The sequence below is a fragment of the Campylobacter sp. genome, from assembly GCF_030528245.1.
Classification (GTDB): Bacteria; Campylobacterota; Campylobacteria; order Campylobacterales; family Campylobacteraceae; genus Campylobacter_D.
Window position 1 is genome coordinate 1 of the sequence record NZ_JAUMZG010000030.1, and the last position, 16,158, is coordinate 16,158.

Here is a 16,158-nt window from a genome sequence, read left to right on the forward strand (position 1 = left end):
GGCTGAGGAGGCGCCCGATGAAGCGGAGCAAAGCCTTGAAGAAATCGCTACTGGAGTGCCAAATGCAGAGCCTGATGAGCCGGTGGATTCACATCAAGAGCCTTTGCCAGTTGTCGAGGAGCAGGAGGCGCAAATCAATTTTGACGATTTGCCAAGCGATGCGGAATTTTTGGGACAAAGCAAGGGCGAGGACGCGGCAGCGGAGGAATTTGAGCCCTCTGTGGAGGAGCTTTCTGGTGAGGAAGATGAGCCTTTAAATCTTGGTTTGAATGCCCAGGATCAAATCAAAGACACGCTAGCCCAGCTTGATGAGATGGATTTGCAAATTCCTCAAGATAATGGCAGTAAGGTTTTGGAAGATTTCAAGGATGAGCCCGTTTTGGATCATGAGAGTTTGGGGACGCACGATGAGGAGCTTGTCGTACCCGATATCATCAAGGGGAATGATTTTGACTCCCTTCAAGAAAGTCAAATCAAACAAGCCTTAGGCGAGAGCGTGGATGATGGCACGGATGCTGAGAATTTGGAGGGGCAAAGCGAAACGATCGTGCATGAGCTCAGTCAAAGCATCGCTGGGGCGATCAGCTCGAGCATCAATGACGATACGCTTAAGGCAGCCTTAAGGGGTATGAATATGAAGATAAACATCAGCATAAGCTTTGACGAGAATAAGCATTGAGGGGCTTTATTTTGCTCATTTCAGGCCCTAGCGGGGCGGGTAAATCCACCCTGCTCGCCAGACTTTTTGAGGAATTTAAAGATGAGCTTTATTTTTCCATATCCTCCACCACGAGAAAGCCCAGAGAGGGCGAAATTCACGGTGTGCATTATCATTTTATCGCAAAGGATGAATTTGAAAGGGGCATAGAGCGAGGGCATTTTTTGGAGTGGGCTAGGGTGCATGAAAATTATTATGGCACTTCTTTGAGACAGACGGAGGAGGCTTTGCTTGGAGGCCGGATAGTCGTTTTTGATATAGACGTTCAGGGTTTTAACATCGCTAGAGGTAAAATGGGCGAGGATATTGTTTCTGTCTTTATCACGACCAAACACAGGCAGGAGCTCAAAAATAGGCTGCTAAAACGCAATGCTGAGACGAAAGGAGAGCTTGAAAAAAGGCTAGAAAACGCTAGGGATGAGATGGGGGAGCTTTTTAAGTATGATTATCTCATCATCAATGACGACTTGGAGCGAAGTTATGAGACCTTGAGGGCGATTTTAATCGCGCAAAAATGCAGGGTGAAGAGGCAAAATTTAAAGCAAATTCAAGCAATTTGGAACAAAGGAGAATGAATGAACATTGGAAACATAGGACTTAGCGGCTGGATTATCATTTTGGTGATCGTGATCTTGCTTTTTGGAGCCAAAAAAATTCCCGAGCTTGCTAAGGGTGTGGGGAAGGGGATCAAAACCTTTAGAAGCGAGATGGACAGCGATGATGAGGGTCTCAAAAATGCCCAAAAAATCGAAGAAAAGTCCAAAGAAAATACCGCCAATACCCATCTCAATGAAGATAAAAAAGTCTGAGGCCACCCTTGAAAAGCATTATTTTTGAGGAAATCAAAAGGGTTTTGCGCTGTGAATTTGTGCTGGAAAATCCCAAAAACAAGAATCTGGCTCATTTTTCCACGCCCCTGGCTTTTTCCTTGGCAAAGGGGCTAAAAAAATCCCCCGCTCTCATCGCCAGCGACTTGGCCCTGAAATTTGAGGATAATCCTTGCTTTGAGAGCGTTGAGGCGGTGGGGGGCTATTTGAATTTTAGGCTCTCCAAAGCCCTTTTAAACACCCTTTGCGATGAGGCCCTAAAAAATCCTCAAAATTTCGCAAAAGGCGAAGAAAAAAAGCAAAAATTTCTCTTAGAATATGTCAGCGCCAATCCCACAGGACCCCTTCACATCGGCCATGCGAGGGGGGCGATTTTTGGCGATACCTTGGTGCGAGTGGCGCGGCATTTGGGTTATGGTTTTGATACGGAGTACTATGTCAATGATGCGGGGAATCAAATCGATTTTTTGGGGCTTTCGGTTTTGAGCAAGGCTAGAATTTTATGTCTTGGCGAGGAGCTTGAGTATCCGCAGGAATGCTACAAGGGCGATTATATTGATGATTTAGCTAAGGAGGCTTTTTCGCATTTTGGGGCGGATTTTTTTAGCGATGAAAATCTCAACACTCTGGTCGACTGGGCTAAGGATAAAATGATGGAGCGCATTCAAAAAGATTTGCGCCAAGCACGCATAAAGATTGACAACTACTCGAGCGAAAAATCCTACTACAATGCCCTAAATTTAACGCTTGAGGCACTCAAGGAGCGCGGCGGCACTTATGAAAAAGAGGGCAAAATTTGGCTCGCTTCCTCGCAAAAAGGCGACAAAGAAGACCGCGTCATCGTTAGAGAGGATGGGCGAGGGACCTACTTGGCGGCCGATATCGTCTATCATAGGGACAAGATGAGTAGGGGTTATGATGGCTGCGTTAATATTTGGGGGGCTGATCATCACGGCTATATTGCAAGGATGAGGGCGGCGGTGGAATTTTTGGGCTTTGATTCTAAAAATTTGGAGATCATCCTCGCGCAAATGGTTTCCCTGCTAAGGGACGGACAGCCCTACAAAATGAGCAAAAGAGCGGGGAATTTCATCCTGATGAGCGAGGTTTTGGACGAAATAGGGCCCGATGCCCTGCGCTTTATATTTTTGAGTAAAAAATGCGACACGCATTTGGAATTTGACATCAATGATCTCAAAAAGCAAGACAGCTCCAATCCCATTTTTTACATCAATTACGCCTATGCGAGGATTCAGCAAATTTTTGCCAAAACGCAAAAGAGCACGGGGGACATTTTGGGGGCCGATTTTTCAAGCCTCAACGAGGAGGGCGCCAATTTGCTCTTTGAGGCTTTGAATTTAAAGGCGGTTCTAAGCGATGCCTTTGAAGCTAGAGCCCTGCAGAAAATCCCTGATTATCTTAAAAATTTAGCAGCGGCCTTTCATAAATTTTACTACGATAATAGGGTCATCGGTGCCGCGAACGAGGATAGCCTCTTAAAGCTTTTTGCGATGGTCGGGCTCAGTCTCAAAACGGCTTGCGGTCTTTTGGGGCTTGAGCTTAAGGACAAAATGCAGTCCCATTAACCCGCGCCCCTTCATCTCCGATCAAGTGATATTTTTAAATTCCTTACGATTGCGCGTCATCATAAAGCTTTGCTCAAAAAATATCAGTAAGGTTACGCTAATCCCCACAGCTAGGGCTAGGGTTACGGACAGGGTTGTGAAAAAATGATCAAAAAAGCTCGTCAAATAGCGCGTCTTCGCGCTCATATCCTCGCTGCGGATGAAGGCGAACAAATACAAAATCGCCTTGTAAGCGTAAATTCCGGGTATCATGGGGATGAGGGCGGGGAAGGCGATGATTTCGGCAGGGGTTTTGGAAATTTTCGCGCACAATATTCCCAAGCAGCCTATGAAAAAACTTGCTACAAAGGTAGCGATGGCTAGGTTTTGAAAATGAAAAAATTCCATCAAGGCAAAGCGCAGTCCGTGCGCGATGGCTGCAAGTAGGGCTGAAAAAATCAGCGTTTTTAGAGGTGGATTGCACGCATAGGCGAAGCAAAAACCAGCAATAGCCGCAAAAAACATATCATCCAGTAGGGCACTCATTGCAAGACTCCAAAATGTGAAATGGCGATCGTGCTATACACCCCCACAGCGATGCAGCCGACCAATATCGCTACATTGATGATGCGACTAAGTCCCATGAGAATGTAGTCTTTCAGGATGTCGATGATGGCGTTGATGAAAAAAACACCCGGAATCAAATAAAGTATGCTAGAGCCCAGAGCGATGTCTGACTCCAGACTGAAGCCAGCCTCCATGCCCAAAAATACAATGTGCGATGAGACGAAAGCGCAAAGGGCGTATTGGATGCGTAGGTCGATTTTTATCCTGCTAAAAATGTGCCGCAAAACAAGCCCCACAAAGGTCGCCAAAAGCACCAAAACAAAGCCACCCCAATCCCCACCAAAGAGCCTGCAAAAGGCCGCATTGCCTAGGGGAACGATGAGTAAATTTAGAATTTGCGGGTATTTTTTTTGACCCTTGATGTGCCTAAAAAGCCTCCAAGCCGTGCTAAGACTACATTTTTTATCATAAATCGCCCAACTCAACGCACTCAAATCCAAGATGAGCTTGAAATTCAAATGCGCGTGTTTGTTGGGGATGATGTAGGTGCGGTTGATGGCCTTGTCCTCTTTGTCGACGATGTTGGCCGAGAAATGATGCAGGAAAAAGTTGATGTGGATTTCATAGCCGTAACTTTGCGCTATCCTATCCACGCACTTAGCCACTCTGGCCGTGTAAGTCCCAGAGCTTAGCATCACGAGAATGTAGTCGGTTAAAAAATCGCTCACAGCTTGAATATCTGGCTTTTGCATTCAGTTTTTCCTTGAAAGGGGTTTTTTGATTTTGATGTAAATCAGGCTTAAAATCAGCACACAAAGCAGGATGAGGATTAAAATTTGATGCAGGTATTCTTTGATGAGCGCCTCATTTTCTCCCAAAAAATAGCCCAAGCACACCAGCATACCCACCCAGATCCCGCTGCCTGCGGCGGTGAAAAGCACGAAGATGACAAGGCTCATCCTAGCAAGTCCTGCGGGCATGGAGATGTATTGCCTGATGCCCGGAAGCAGCCTGCAGATGAAGGTTGAAAAAGCGCCGTGTTTGTTGAAAAAAGCCTCAAATTTGGCAAAATTCTGCGCGTTGATGCCAAAAATCCTCCCCCATTTTAGCACCGCCCTCCTGCCCCAAAAAAAGCAAAGGTAGTAATTGATCAAAGCGCCCAAAACAGACCCCACGACCCCGCTTAAAACGCAAAGGGCAAAGTCAAGCTCTCCCTTTTGCGCGAGGTAGCCAGCGGGTATCATCACCACCTCGCTGGGAAAGGGGATGAAACAACTCTCAAGCGTCATCAAAACGATAATGCCCACATAGCCCCAGGCGCTGGCCGTTTGGATGATGAGGTCTAAAATTTCTTGCATTTTAATCTTGCAGCTTGCTTAAAATTTCAATGTCCAAAATTTTGTCCCCCTGCTTGATGGAGTCTAAAACCTTAAGGCTATCTTTATCTTTTTCATCGATTTGCCCAAAAACCGTATGCACCCCGTCAAGATGCGGCTGCGGACTGTGCGTGATGAAAAACTGACTCCCCCCCGTGTCGCGCCCCGCATGAGCCATGGAAAGCGTCCCGCGCAAGTGCTTATGAGCCTGCCCGTCGCACTCACACTCTATGCGATACCCCGGCCCCCCCGTGCCTGTGCCGTGCGGGCAGCCGCCTTGGATGACGAAATTTTTAAGCACCCTGTGAAAGGTGAGATTTTTGTAAAAGCCAGAACGCGCGAGCTCGGCGAAATTGCACACCGTTTGGGGCGCGGCGTCATTAAAAAGCCTCAGGCTCATCACGCCCTTTTCGGTGTGGATGCGGGCGAAATTATACTCCGCGACCTTAGTTGTGTCTATGGTTTTTAGCATTTTTACTCCTTAAGTATTTTGTTAAATTTCTCGCCTCTAAAGTGTCTTTCAGGGGGCCTTTGTTTTCATAAATTTTCTGCCTCAAAATTTTCAAAGCCCCCAAAATGAATTCCAACAATTTCAAATTTTCCTGCGCCAAAAGTGCAATTTTATTAAAGTCGTCCTCGATGGTTTTGGGCTGTAGAACTAAAATTTTTGAAAAATTAAGCCTCCACTGCACAAGGTAGGGATGCAAGAGCTCAAAAACATGCGCGTATTTTTCACCCTTTGCGTTTAGATCTTCCTCAAAAGCTCCTAAAATCGTCGTGAGTTTGAAACGGTAGTCCTCACTGCTATTTTGAGAAAAATCAAGTAGGGCGCCCTCAAGCCTTTGCAGATGGCCACTAAAATGCGCGGATAAATCCTCACAATGCCGCGCGCTCGCTTCAATCTTCGCCCAAGCCGTTAGCAAAAGCTCGTTTTGCTTTTCAAAATTTAGAGGCCAAAGCCTTGCAAAGGGCCTTTGCAAATCCTGCCCCAAAAGCTCCTCGCAGCACTCCCCAAAGGGCTTTTCTATGCTATGTTCGATGCGCGCGCCGCCCTCCGTGGCATTGTAGCAAGTCGCCCCAAGTCTTAAAATATTGTCCTCTAAATTTTGCTTAAACATCAGCCACATCGCATGCGTCAAAACCTCGCCATCGCCGCCGTAGGCCAGAATGGGGATTTTCTCCTCCGCACTTTCAAAATCTTGACTGTTTTGATAATCCTTAGGATGCGAAAAGCCTCTTTCATCATAGCTCAAATCCTGCCCGATGAGTATGATATTTTTGCAATGCAGCGCATTGGCAAGGATGTAATTCATACAAGCGACATTGGAGGCATTGGCCAAAACGCCCCATTTTTTGAGGGCCAAATACCGCTCAAAGGTACCGTCTCTGGGGATGAGAATGAAACTGCGTCCGTTTTGTTTTAAGAATTTCAAGGCATTGGGATGCACGAGGGACAAGCACAAAAACACCACCCCCGCGTCAAATTCCCCAAAATCGTGCTTGAAAAATTCCGCCGTGAGCTCCGAGCGCTCAACCATGCAAACAAAATCAGGCCGAATGCCCCATTTGGCTAGGATGGGATAGGCACTATCGGCCGCGAAAATCAGAGCGCGTCCTTGCACCTGCTTTAAAAGGGGTAGTTGCTTGGTGAGGCTGGGGCCTGTGGAGACGATGATGGCGTTTTCGCATAGCCCTCTTCGCTTTTGTAACAATTCGCCAAAGGTAGGATTTTCAATCATTGGCGCTAGGTTGCAAATGAGCTGCTCTATGCCCTGCAGGGCATCTAGGGGGTCGTTGCCGTGGGCGTAGATGATGAATTTTATCGCCCCCATCATGAGGGAATTTACCCGCAACAAATCCTCGCCAAAGCGCTCATAATACTCGCAATTTGGCTCCAAAAAATAAGTCTTCGCATAGCTGAAAAAGGGCTCATAATCCAAGAGGCAGCGCAATTCTTCAGCCGTGATGGTGTTGGCATCGATGAGGATGAATTTTTGCCTTTCAAACTCCTCGCTAAAATCCACACAGTGAAAGATCGTCCATAAAATTTGCAGCCTGCTTTCAAAAATCACAAGGTGATGGCAGTGCGGGTTGGCGGCTAGGGCTTTTAGCAAAAGCCCATTACCAAAGCCGTAAAAATAAAGCACAGGTTAGAGGGGGTTTTTGTCATTTTAAAGCTCAAGGCTAGCTCTCACCTCGCCTAAGGGTTTTTGGTAGATTTTACCCCCCCCCCCCCCCCCAGTATCAGCGAGGTTGAGATCAAGCTCACCAGCACCCACGATGGCCCTAAATTCACCCCCAACAAGCTGCGCCAAAGCGGCCCTTAGGCTTGAATTTTTCAAGGCCCTTAAATTTCTCTCAAAAAGCTCTTTTTGCGCGGGGGAGAAAACTGGCATTTAAATTTCACTCAATGTTCGTATAAACAGCCAAGACATCATCATCATCCTCCAGCTTGTCCAAGAGCTTTTCTATATCGCCTAGTTGCTCCTCGCTGAAGGACACGGGGCTATTTGGCACATACTCAAGCCCGGCTTTTTTCAGCACCAGACCCCTAGCCTCAAGGGCGTTTGAAAGCTCTCCAAAGGCCGTATAGTCCCCACTCACGACGAGTCCACTCTCATCCTGCTCCAAATTCTCAAGCCCCGCATCGATGAGGTCCAGCTCCAGCGCCTCCAAATCCCCCTCAAATTTCTCCAAGCGAAACACAGCCCTACGCGCGAACATGAAGCCCAAAGAGCCGTTTTGCAAAATTTCCCCGCCGTTTTTGTTGAAAATCGCCTTCACATTCGCCACCGTGCGGGTGGGGTTATCGCTCATGCACTCGACGATCACCAGGGCCCCGTGCGGCGCCTTGCCCTCATAATGGATGCTCTTGATCTCCGCGCCATCCTTGCCACTAGCTCTTTTTATCGCTGCGTCAATGTTGTCTTTGGGCATGTTATTGGCCTTTGCGGTGGCGATGGCGCTTCTTAGCTTGGGGTTCATATCGGGATCGCCCCCGCCCTCCTTGGCGGCTACCTGTATGGCTTTAGCGAGCTTGGGGAAGAGTTTGCTCATCTTGTCCCAGCGGGCTTCTTTGGAGGCTCTGCGGTATTCAAAAGCGCGTCCCATTTTCATCCTTTTCGTTGGGTTTTAAGGGCTAAAATTATAAGGAAAAAAGTTAAATTGCATCACAACAAAGGACAAATTTTGATAAGAAAAGCAAAAAAATCAGACGCAAAAAGAGCCATCTCCCTGCTAGCCCTAGCCATGGATCATTTCATCTATAAACTCAGCGGCCATGAGGATGAAAGGATGGCTCTGTCGTGCTTGGAGGGCTTTTTTGTGCGGGAGGGCAATCGCTTAAGCTATGAAAATGTCTGCGTCTTTGAGGAGGCTGGGGAAATTTTAGGCGCGCTTTGCTTTTATGATGGCGCGATGGCTGAGGCGCTCGATGCTCCCTTGCGGGAAAATTTGAGGGCCTTGGGTAAGGAGGATGGCATTTTGAGGGAGTGCGGGGAGGAATTTTACCTTGATAGCATCGCTGTGGATGAGAGGGCTAGGGGGAGGGGGATAGCGCGGGCCTTGATTTTGCACGCTCACAGCGCGGCACAAAAAGCAGGGAAAAAGCTCTCCCTCATCGTCGAGGAGGACAACGCAGCCGCCAAAGCAGCCTATGCAAAAATGGGCTTTAAATTCAAGGCGTTTAAGGATTTTCACGGCCATCGCTACGCCTGTATGGAAATTTAACGCAGATTTATTATAATTGCCCATAAATCATAATTTGAAAGGATTTGGATGGGGGATAAAATCATCATTTTCGACACCACCTTGCGCGATGGGGAGCAGGCCCTGCAGCAATCTCTAAGCCTCAACCAAAAGCTACAAATCGCTCTAGCCTTGGAAAATTTAGGCGTTGATGTGATTGAAGCGGGTTTTCCTGTATCCTCGCCGGGAGATTTTGAGTCCGTTAGCACCATCGCACAGCGGGTTAAAAATTCCACCATTTGCGCCCTCTCACGCGCCCTAGATAGGGACATTGACGCCTGTTATGAGGCCTTAAAATCCGCCCCTCGTTTTAGAATTCACACCTTTATCGCCACCTCAGCCCTGCACATTGAAAGTAAGCTAAAAAAGGACTTCGACGAGGTTTTAGCGATGGCAGAAAGGGCCATCAAGCGCGCGCGAAACTATACCGATGATGTGGAATTTTCCTGCGAGGACGCGGGTCGCACGCCACTGGATAGGCTTTGTTTGATGGTTGAGAGGGCGATCGCAGCCGGGGCCAGCACCATCAACATCCCCGACACCGTAGGCTACACCCTGCCCTTTGAATTCGCTAGCATCATCAAGGGGCTTTTCGATAGGGTCCCAAACATCGACAAGGCGGTGATCTCCGTGCATTGTCATAACGACCTAGGCCTAGCCGCTGGCAATAGCCTAAGCGCCATCATGCAAGGGGCACGCCAGATAGAGTGCACCATCAACGGACTGGGCGAGCGTGCGGGAAACTGCGCACTCGAGGAGGTCGTGATGGCGATAAAGACGCGCCGTGAGCTCTTGGGCGGACTTCACACGGACATCCGCTGCGAAAACATCTACAAAACCTCCAAGCTTGTCGCCTCCCTCTGCAACGAGCCCGTCCCAAGCCACAAGGCCATCGTGGGCTCCAATGCCTTCTCACACAGCTCAGGCATCCATCAAGACGGGGTGCTCAAAAATCGCAGCACCTACGAAATCATCACCCCGCAAAGCATAGGCATCAAGGAAAATCGCATGCTCATGACCGCGCGCAGCGGCCGGGCCATGATACGCTCTTGCCTTGAGAATTTAGGCTATGAGGCGCAAAATTACGACCTAGAGACGCTTTATGGGCAGTTTTTAAAACTGGCCGACAAAAAGGGTCAGGTGTATGATTACGACCTAGAAGCCTTGCTTTTTTTGAATTTGGACGGCGAGGCGAAGCTTTATTTTGAGCTAGAAAATTTAACCGTCGTCAGCGGCACCTTGCCCACGGCCTCCGTCAAAATGAAGATCAACGGGATCAGCCAATGCGAATCGAGCACGGGAAACGGGCCTATTGAAGCCGCCTTTAATGCCATGATGCGCCTTGTCAAGCTCGAATGCTCCCTCGTGCATTACACCATCAGCGCCAAGGGCTTGGGCGTGGATGCGCAAGGACAGGTGGATGTGGGCATGGACTTTCGGGGTAGAATTTTCCACGGCAGAGGCCTCTCAACCGACGTCATCGAGGCCTCGGCTCAGGCCTTCAACGCCGCTTTTAACGACATTTACCGCTCCCTGAGGGTCGAGCAGAGCAAGGAGGGGAGATGAGACGCTACAAAATAGCCGTTTTGCCGGGCGATGGCATCGGCCCCTTGGTGATGCGCGAGGCTTTGCGTGTGCTTGAGAGGCTTGAGGAAAAGCAACCCCTTCGCGTGGAGCTTAAGGAGGCGAAAATAGGCGGGGCTAGCATTGATACTTTCGGAGTGGCCTTGAGTGAGGAGACGCTGAGAATTTGCGAGGATAGCGATGCGATTTTGCTCGGCTCTGTGGGGGGACCAAAATGGGACAATTTGCCCCCAGATGAGCGGCCAGAAAGGGCTGCGCTTTTGCCCCTGCGTAAGCATTTTGACTTTTTCGCCAATCTCCGCCCCGCAAAAATTTACGAAAATTTAGAGCATCTTTCGCCCTTGAGGGCGGACATTGTGAGCGAGGGGCTTGATATTTTGTGCGTGAGGGAGCTTACGGGAGGGATTTATTTTGGCAAGAGCGCTTTGCATGAGGATAGTGCCTTTGACACTGAATTTTACACAAGGGGCGAGATTGAGCGCATCGCGCATATCGCCTTTAAAAGCGCGCAAAAAAGGCGCAAAAAGCTCTGCTCCGTGGATAAGGCAAATGTGCTCTCAAGCTCGATTTTATGGCGGCGCGTGGTGGAGGAAGTGGCGCGGGAGTATGCGGATGTGGAGTTGGAGCATCTTTATGTGGATAATGCCGCGATGCAGGTGCTTAAAAACCCTGCGCGCTTTGATGTCTTGCTTTGCAATAATCTCTTTGGTGATATTTTGAGCGATGAGCTGGCGATGATCAGCGGCTCTTTGGGGACCCTAGCCTCAGCAAGCCTGAACGCCAAAAATTACGGACTCTACGAGCCAGCGGGGGGCAGCGCGCCCGATATCGCGCATCTTAACATAGCCAACCCCATCGCACAAATTCTAAGCCTAGCCCTTTTGCTGCGTTATTCTTTCGGGGAGGAGGCGGCGGCTTTGAGTGTGGAAAGGGCCGTTGAAAAATGCTTAAAGCAAAATAAATTCACTAAGGATTTAAACGCGCAAAATTATCTTAGCACGGACGCGATGGGTCTTGCGATCTGTGAAAATTTGGAGTGAAAATGGCAAAAACATTATACGAGAAAATTTACGATGCGCACATCGTTCATCAGGCGACGGGGGAGCCTGCGATCCTATACATCGATAGGCACTTGATACACGAAGTAACCAGCCCTCAGGCCTTTTCGGCGCTTGAGCTTGCCCGGCGCCCTGTGGCTAGGCCTGACCTGACCTTGGCCACTGTGGATCATGATGTCTCGACGAAGAGCAGCAGGCTTGAGGACTGCTTGCCTTTAGCCCAGGAGCAAATTCAGGCCCTCATTCGCAACACCAAAAAAGCGGGCATCCGCCTTTTTGGTTTGGGTGATGAAAATCAGGGCATCGTGCATATCATCGGGCCCGAGCTTGGCTTCACCCTGCCCGGCACTACTTTGGTTTGTGGGGATTCGCACACGGCGACTCACGGCGCCTTTGGGGCGCTGGCTTTTGGCATAGGCACGAGTGAGGTGGAGCATGTTTTGGCCACGCAAACGCTCAAGCAAGCAAGGCTTAAAACGATGAAAATTGAGTGCGAGGGCAAATTCACAAAGGGCGTCTTTGCGAAGGATCTGATCCTCTATCTCATCGGCAAACTGGGCACAGCAGGCGGCACGGGCTATGCGGTGGAATTTTGCGGCGAGGCCATTGAAAATTTAAGCATGGAGGCGCGCATGAGCGTGGCGAATATGTCCATAGAGCTAGGCGCCAAGGTCGGCCTCATAGCGCCGGATGAAAAAACCTTCACCTACCTCAAAGGCAGGGAATACGCTCCGAAGGGTGAGGCGTGGGAGCAGAATGTGGAGGCTTGGAAGGGGCTAAAAAGCGATGCGGGGGCGCACTTTGACAAGACGCTTCGCATCGATGTGGGGGGGATTGGGCCGCAGGTTACTTACGGCACAAATCCCGCTCAGGTCGTGGCCGTGGATGAGGTGGTGCCTTGGGCTAGGGATTTGGACGAGGGAATGGGAAAGAATTTGAGCGAGGCTTTGGCTTACACGGGGCTTTGCGAGGGTCAGAGTCTGGAGGGATTGGGCGTGGATGTCGTTTTTATAGGCTCTTGCACGAATGGCCGCTTGGAGGATTTGCAAATCGCCGCTTCCATTTTGAAGGGCAAAAAAATTCATCCAAAGGTCAAAGCTTTGATCGTCCCGGGCTCGATGAGGGTGAGGAGGGCGGCCTGTGAGCTGGGACTGGATAAAATTTTCATCGATGCGGGCTGTGAGTGGAGGCTTCCGGGCTGCTCGATGTGCCTTGGGATGAACGACGACAAGGCGCAGAGTGGGCAGAGGGTGGCCTCGACCTCCAATCGCAACTTTGTCGGCAGGCAGGGCAGGGGGGCCATCACGCACTTGATGAGCCCTGCGAGTGCGGCGGCGGCGGCTTTGGAGGGGAAAATTTCGGATCCGAGAAAATATTTATGAGGAGCTTGTATGCAAAAATTCACCACGCACAGGGGCATCGCCTGCCCACTGGAGTATGATAATATCGACACCGATCAGATCATCCCCAAGCAGTTTTTGCTTTCTGTGAGCAAGACGGGCTTTGGGAAGCATCTTTTTCACGATTGGCGCTATTTGGACGATGAGGAGAGGGTTTTGAATGAAAATTTCAGCCTCAATCAAGCCGACTATCGCGGCACCTCCATCCTGATAGCGGGGGAAAATTTTGGCAGCGGATCGTCTAGAGAGCATGCACCCTGGGCGCTGGTGGATTACGGCATCAGGGCGATTATCGCGCCTTCTTTTGCGGACATTTTTAAAAACAACGCGCTTGGAAATGGCTTGCTCGTTTTGACCCTGCCAAAAGAGGCGCTTGCTTTTTTGACCGAGTCGCTCAAAAAAAGCGAGGACAAGCACATCGCGATCTCTTTAGCGACAAACAAGGTCGAGGCCTTCGGGCGAGAATTTGACTTTCGCATCGATGAATTTTACCGCAGCTGCCTCTTGGAGGGACTTGATGCCATAGGACTCACGCTAAGGCACAGCGACAAGATCAAGGCCTACGAGCGCGGCTCTAAAACCCACCTCGTCCGATCAGTCTAAATCCCGCACGCTCTCCTTAAAAATCCTACCCCGCTCGGCATAGGATGCGAACTGATCCAAACTCGCGCAAGCAGGACTTAGCAGAGCGACCTCGCCCACCTGCAGGGTCGCGGCTATGCTCCGCACAGCAAGGCTCAGCTCGCCGCATTTTTGCGCGCTGATGCCGCATTTTTGCGCGTGAGCCATCATTTTTTCAGCGCTTGAGCCTATGGCGTAAATTCGCACATCCAGCCCCCGCATGAAGTCAAAAAGCTCCCCCAAATCCACGCCCTTATCATCCCCGCCCACGATGAAATGGATTGTTTTATCCGCGTAGCGCTTGAGCGCCTCAAGAGCCGCCGCTTCGTTGGTTGCTTTGGTGTCATTGACCCAGAGTCTGCCCTTGGCGTCAAAAAATTCCTCCAGTTTGTTTTTTTCCATCACAAAGTCGTTCAAAAGCTCATAGCTTGCGCTTCCTAGCACGATTTTCTCCACACTCAGGGCGATGAGGGCATCGAGCAAAAAGGGCGGCTTGAAGCGAATTTTTAAAGGCTCAAGCCCCATTTTTTCCGCCAAATCCTGCGCATCCTCATAGGCGATCATCCTGGCCCCGCTAGCCATGTGGGCGTATTTTTGCGGCAGGATGATGGTAGAATTGGCACTCATCCTTTCCAAAACGCTCAACTTAGCCGCTTCGTATTTTTCAAAGGAGCCATGCCAAGAAAGATGATCGGGCGTGATGGGCAAAAGGGCGTAAATTTCAGGCCTTGCCTCGCGCGTGTAGTGCAGGGTAAAGGAGGAGGTTTCTAAGATCCAAAGCCTAGCCCCCGCATCCATCGCGGCCAAAGGAGTGCCGACATTGCCCCCCATTTGCGCGCCGATTCTTCCAAGCAGGTGCTGGCTCATCTGCGTGGTGGTGGTCTTGCCGTTCGTCCCGCTGATCCACACAGAGCGCGGCATCGCATCGTAGAAAAAATCATACTCGCTTTTTAAATTCCGCGCCCTTAAAATCAGCTCGTGCTGGGGAGGGAAGCCGGGGCTTGGGATTTCAAGCTCGCTTTCATCGGGCTTGAAGGCGCTTGTCGGCAGTAGGGCATTGCCAAAGGCATCCTTTTGCGGCGCATCAAAGCCATCATCATAAATGCAAAAGCCCCCCATCTTGGCCCCCCAAATTTCAGCCAAGGCCCGCGTCGTCTTGCCGTAGCCAAAGAGGGATTTTTTCATCGCAGTTTCAAGGAGGCGAGGGCTAGGAGATTACTCAGCAGGGCTATCATCCAAAAGCGGACTATGATTTTATTTTCCACCCAGCCTAGTTTTTCAAAATGATGATGGATGGGCGCCATTTTAAAGACCCTCTTGCCCCAAATTTTAAAGCTTCCTACCTGCAAAATCACAGAAATCGTCTCCAAAACAAAGACAAAACCGATCAACAGTAACAGAATTTCATTTTTACTCACCACAGCCAAAAAGCCGATAAAGCCGCCAAGGGCAAGGCTGCCGCTATCGCCCATAAAAATTTGCGCAGGGTAGCAGTTATACCACAAAAAGCCCATCAGGGCGCCGATGAGGGCCGCGCAGATGATACTCACCTCGCCCAGGCCGTTGATTTTGGGCAGGAGGAGGTAGTCGCTGTAGATGACATTGCCGATAAGATAGACCAAAATCCCTAAAGTGGCGATGGAGAAAATGCTAGGCACGGTGGCTAGGCCATCAAGGCCGTCTGTGAGATTGACGGCGTTGGAGCTTGAGATGAGGACGAGGGTCCAAAAGGCTAGGGCGAAAAGCTGCATATCAAAGAGCGGATGCTTATAAAAGGGCAGGTAAAATTGGGCATTTAAAATTTGCGTGGAGTAAAGCGGGACGAGGACGATGAGGCTGATGATGACCTGCGCGAGGAGCTTATTTTTGGGGCTGAGGCCTGAGTGGTTGTTGTTTTTTAGAATTTTACCCGCATCATCCACAAGCCCAATGAGGCAAAACAAAACAAGGCAAGCAAGCCCCATCAGGGCGAAAAGATTATCAAGGTGCACGCAAAGCAGGCTCGCCACCACCGCGCAGGCGATGAAGACCACCCCGCCCATCGTGGGCGTTTTGGCCTTGCCCTGATGATTTTGCGGGGCGTATTCGTAGATGGGCTGGCTGGCATCCTTGCGCTTGGCCCAGGCGATAAATTTGGGCGTCAAATAAAGGCTCAAAAATAGCGCGATGAAAAAGGCAAACCCCCCCCGCACACTGATATAGCTAAAAAACGCGTAGGAGCTCAGCTCGGACAAATAATACACAAAGCCATCCTTGTAGTGATGTGAGGCCTGATTGTAGTGAAACTATCCTAAAATTTCATTAAACTTCAAGCGTGGCCAAATTTTCCAGCCTCCCGCTCCCCCTCCTAGCACCCAAAACATATCCACACGACGCCTCCCGCACTCTCTGCGCCCCTGCCGGCCGCCAAAATTTCCACTCCGCGCAGCAAATTTGCCTCCAGAATTTCACCCAGCCAAATTCCGCCCCGCTCAGGGTCAAAATCCTCCCCGCCGCAATTCCCGCTTGAAATTCCGCCCCCAGCCTCCCTGACTTGCCTCGAAAAAATTCTCCGCGCCATCATTCCCACCTAGCCGCGATAAATTCTAGCCTAGCTCTAGAATTTCTACCCGGCGCCATGCCAGCAAATTTTCGCGGCCAAATTCCCCGCCATCCCACCGCCACACCAGAAAATTCCACGCGCCAGCCGTTTCCG

Annotated in this window: 18 protein-coding genes and 1 pseudogene; 9 read left to right on the forward strand and 10 right to left on the reverse strand. The window is 50.0% G+C overall.

Going from position 1 to position 16,158, the window contains the following annotated elements; all coding sequences use genetic code 11:
• From Q4A73_RS05885 to argS, 4 genes and pseudogenes are all read left to right on the forward strand, one after another.
• Positions 1 to 679, forward strand: a pseudogene (locus Q4A73_RS05885) (hypothetical protein); the annotation flags it as partial.
• Positions 676 to 1,293: a guanylate kinase gene (gmk, locus tag Q4A73_RS05890; protein WP_303206528.1), complete on the forward strand. Its 618-nt coding sequence runs from the start codon at positions 676 to 678 to the stop codon at positions 1,291 to 1,293. The pseudogene Q4A73_RS05885 and the gene gmk, both read left to right, overlap by 4 nt.
• A complete protein-coding gene (locus Q4A73_RS05895) occupies positions 1,294 to 1,527 on the forward strand; it encodes a twin-arginine translocase TatA/TatE family subunit (RefSeq protein WP_303206529.1) in 234 nt (77 codons plus the stop codon). It begins immediately after the preceding gene.
• A gap of 8 nt (positions 1,528 to 1,535) precedes the next feature.
• A complete protein-coding gene (gene argS / locus Q4A73_RS05900) occupies positions 1,536 to 3,131 on the forward strand; it encodes an arginine--tRNA ligase (protein ID WP_303206530.1) in 1,596 nt (531 codons plus the stop codon).
• 21 nt (positions 3,132 to 3,152) lie between these two features.
• On the opposite strand, the gene Q4A73_RS05905 is transcribed toward argS, so the two are convergent.
• From Q4A73_RS05905 to Q4A73_RS05935, 7 genes are read right to left on the reverse strand one after another with little or no spacing between them, the layout of a single operon-like run.
• Entirely contained in the window at positions 3,153 to 3,656 is a 504-nt protein-coding gene (locus Q4A73_RS05905) for a threonine/serine exporter family protein (RefSeq protein WP_303206531.1), read from the reverse strand.
• A complete protein-coding gene (locus Q4A73_RS05910; RefSeq protein ID WP_303206532.1) occupies positions 3,653 to 4,429 on the reverse strand; it encodes a threonine/serine exporter family protein in 777 nt (258 codons plus the stop codon). The genes Q4A73_RS05905 and Q4A73_RS05910 overlap by 4 nt, the downstream gene beginning before the upstream one ends.
• Complete coding sequence (locus Q4A73_RS05915) at positions 4,430 to 5,035, reverse strand: DedA family protein (protein ID WP_303206533.1); 606 nt, start codon at positions 5,033 to 5,035, stop codon at positions 4,430 to 4,432.
• Between the two features lies 1 nt (position 5,036).
• Positions 5,037 to 5,525, reverse strand: coding sequence for a peptidylprolyl isomerase (locus tag Q4A73_RS05920; RefSeq protein WP_303206534.1), 489 nt, complete (start codon positions 5,523 to 5,525; stop codon positions 5,037 to 5,039).
• The gene (locus tag Q4A73_RS05925; protein WP_303206535.1) at positions 5,500 to 7,200 is read right to left on the reverse strand and encodes a motility associated factor glycosyltransferase family protein; all 1,701 of its coding nucleotides are present in this window, start codon (positions 7,198 to 7,200) and stop codon (positions 5,500 to 5,502) included. Before Q4A73_RS05925 ends, Q4A73_RS05920 begins: the two co-directional genes overlap by 26 nt.
• Before the next feature lie 24 nt (positions 7,201 to 7,224).
• Positions 7,225 to 7,449, reverse strand: coding sequence for a hypothetical protein (locus Q4A73_RS05930; protein ID WP_303206536.1), 225 nt, complete (start codon positions 7,447 to 7,449; stop codon positions 7,225 to 7,227).
• A 7-nt stretch (positions 7,450 to 7,456) separates the two neighbouring features.
• Positions 7,457 to 8,164, reverse strand: coding sequence for a YebC/PmpR family DNA-binding transcriptional regulator (locus tag Q4A73_RS05935; RefSeq protein WP_303206537.1), 708 nt, complete (start codon positions 8,162 to 8,164; stop codon positions 7,457 to 7,459).
• Between the two features lie 78 nt (positions 8,165 to 8,242).
• Between Q4A73_RS05935 and Q4A73_RS05940 the strand changes: the two genes are divergently transcribed.
• The 5 genes from Q4A73_RS05940 to leuD are packed head-to-tail and all read left to right on the forward strand — an operon-like array spanning position 8,243 to position 13,445.
• Positions 8,243 to 8,782, forward strand: a complete 540-nt coding sequence (locus Q4A73_RS05940) for a GNAT family N-acetyltransferase (RefSeq protein ID WP_303206538.1) — start codon at positions 8,243 to 8,245, stop codon at positions 8,780 to 8,782.
• Positions 8,783 to 8,830: 48 nt separating this feature from the next.
• Complete coding sequence (gene leuA, locus Q4A73_RS05945) at positions 8,831 to 10,366, forward strand: 2-isopropylmalate synthase (RefSeq protein ID WP_303206539.1); 1,536 nt, start codon at positions 8,831 to 8,833, stop codon at positions 10,364 to 10,366.
• Positions 10,363 to 11,424, forward strand: coding sequence for a 3-isopropylmalate dehydrogenase (gene leuB, locus Q4A73_RS05950; RefSeq protein WP_303206540.1), 1,062 nt, complete (start codon positions 10,363 to 10,365; stop codon positions 11,422 to 11,424). The genes leuA and leuB overlap by 4 nt, the downstream gene beginning before the upstream one ends.
• A 2-nt stretch (positions 11,425 to 11,426) precedes the next feature.
• Positions 11,427 to 12,824 carry a 3-isopropylmalate dehydratase large subunit gene (gene leuC, locus Q4A73_RS05955; protein ID WP_303206541.1) on the forward strand — a complete coding sequence of 466 codons (1,398 nt, stop codon included), beginning with the start codon at positions 11,427 to 11,429 and terminating at the stop codon, positions 12,822 to 12,824.
• Positions 12,825 to 12,833: 9 nt separating this feature from the next.
• Positions 12,834 to 13,445 carry a 3-isopropylmalate dehydratase small subunit gene (gene leuD, locus Q4A73_RS05960; protein ID WP_303206542.1) on the forward strand — a complete coding sequence of 204 codons (612 nt, stop codon included), beginning with the start codon at positions 12,834 to 12,836 and terminating at the stop codon, positions 13,443 to 13,445.
• On the opposite strand, the gene murD is transcribed toward leuD, so the two are convergent.
• The 3 genes from murD to Q4A73_RS05975 form a co-directional block, all read right to left on the reverse strand.
• Positions 13,437 to 14,648, reverse strand: a complete 1,212-nt coding sequence (gene murD, locus Q4A73_RS05965; protein WP_303206543.1) for a UDP-N-acetylmuramoyl-L-alanine--D-glutamate ligase — start codon at positions 14,646 to 14,648, stop codon at positions 13,437 to 13,439. The genes leuD and murD overlap by 9 nt on opposite strands.
• On the reverse strand, positions 14,645 to 15,706 hold the full coding sequence (gene mraY / locus Q4A73_RS05970; RefSeq protein ID WP_303206544.1) for a phospho-N-acetylmuramoyl-pentapeptide-transferase: 1,062 nt from the start codon (positions 15,704 to 15,706) through the stop codon (positions 14,645 to 14,647). The genes murD and mraY overlap by 4 nt, the downstream gene beginning before the upstream one ends.
• Positions 15,707 to 15,810: 104 nt before the next feature.
• Complete coding sequence (locus Q4A73_RS05975; protein WP_303206545.1) at positions 15,811 to 16,023, reverse strand: hypothetical protein; 213 nt, start codon at positions 16,021 to 16,023, stop codon at positions 15,811 to 15,813.
• Between the last annotated feature and the right edge of the window lie 135 nt (positions 16,024 to 16,158).

Excerpts from the sequence above, each read along its gene's own strand:
- Q4A73_RS05895 (WP_303206529.1), top strand. The coding sequence starts at position 1,294 with ATGAACATTGGAAACATAGGACTTAGCGGCTGGATTATCATTTTGGTG.
- Q4A73_RS05905 (WP_303206531.1), bottom strand. The coding sequence starts at position 3,656 with ATGAGTGCCCTACTGGATGATATGTTTTTTGCGGCTATTGCTGGTTTT.
- Q4A73_RS05910 (WP_303206532.1), bottom strand. The coding sequence starts at position 4,429 with ATGCAAAAGCCAGATATTCAAGCTGTGAGCGATTTTTTAACCGACTAC.
- Q4A73_RS05915 (WP_303206533.1), bottom strand. The coding sequence starts at position 5,035 with ATGCAAGAAATTTTAGACCTCATCATCCAAACGGCCAGCGCCTGGGGC.
- Q4A73_RS05920 (WP_303206534.1), bottom strand. The coding sequence starts at position 5,525 with ATGCTAAAAACCATAGACACAACTAAGGTCGCGGAGTATAATTTCGCC.
- Q4A73_RS05930 (WP_303206536.1), bottom strand. The coding sequence starts at position 7,449 with ATGCCAGTTTTCTCCCCCGCGCAAAAAGAGCTTTTTGAGAGAAATTTA.
- Q4A73_RS05935 (WP_303206537.1), bottom strand. The coding sequence starts at position 8,164 with ATGGGACGCGCTTTTGAATACCGCAGAGCCTCCAAAGAAGCCCGCTGG.
- leuA (WP_303206539.1), top strand. The coding sequence starts at position 8,831 with ATGGGGGATAAAATCATCATTTTCGACACCACCTTGCGCGATGGGGAG.
- leuB (WP_303206540.1), top strand. The coding sequence starts at position 10,363 with ATGAGACGCTACAAAATAGCCGTTTTGCCGGGCGATGGCATCGGCCCC.
- leuC (WP_303206541.1), top strand. The coding sequence starts at position 11,427 with ATGGCAAAAACATTATACGAGAAAATTTACGATGCGCACATCGTTCAT.
- leuD (WP_303206542.1), top strand. The coding sequence starts at position 12,834 with ATGCAAAAATTCACCACGCACAGGGGCATCGCCTGCCCACTGGAGTAT.
- murD (WP_303206543.1), bottom strand. The coding sequence starts at position 14,648 with ATGAAAAAATCCCTCTTTGGCTACGGCAAGACGACGCGGGCCTTGGCT.
- Q4A73_RS05975 (WP_303206545.1), bottom strand. The coding sequence starts at position 16,023 with ATGGCGCGGAGAATTTTTTCGAGGCAAGTCAGGGAGGCTGGGGGCGGA.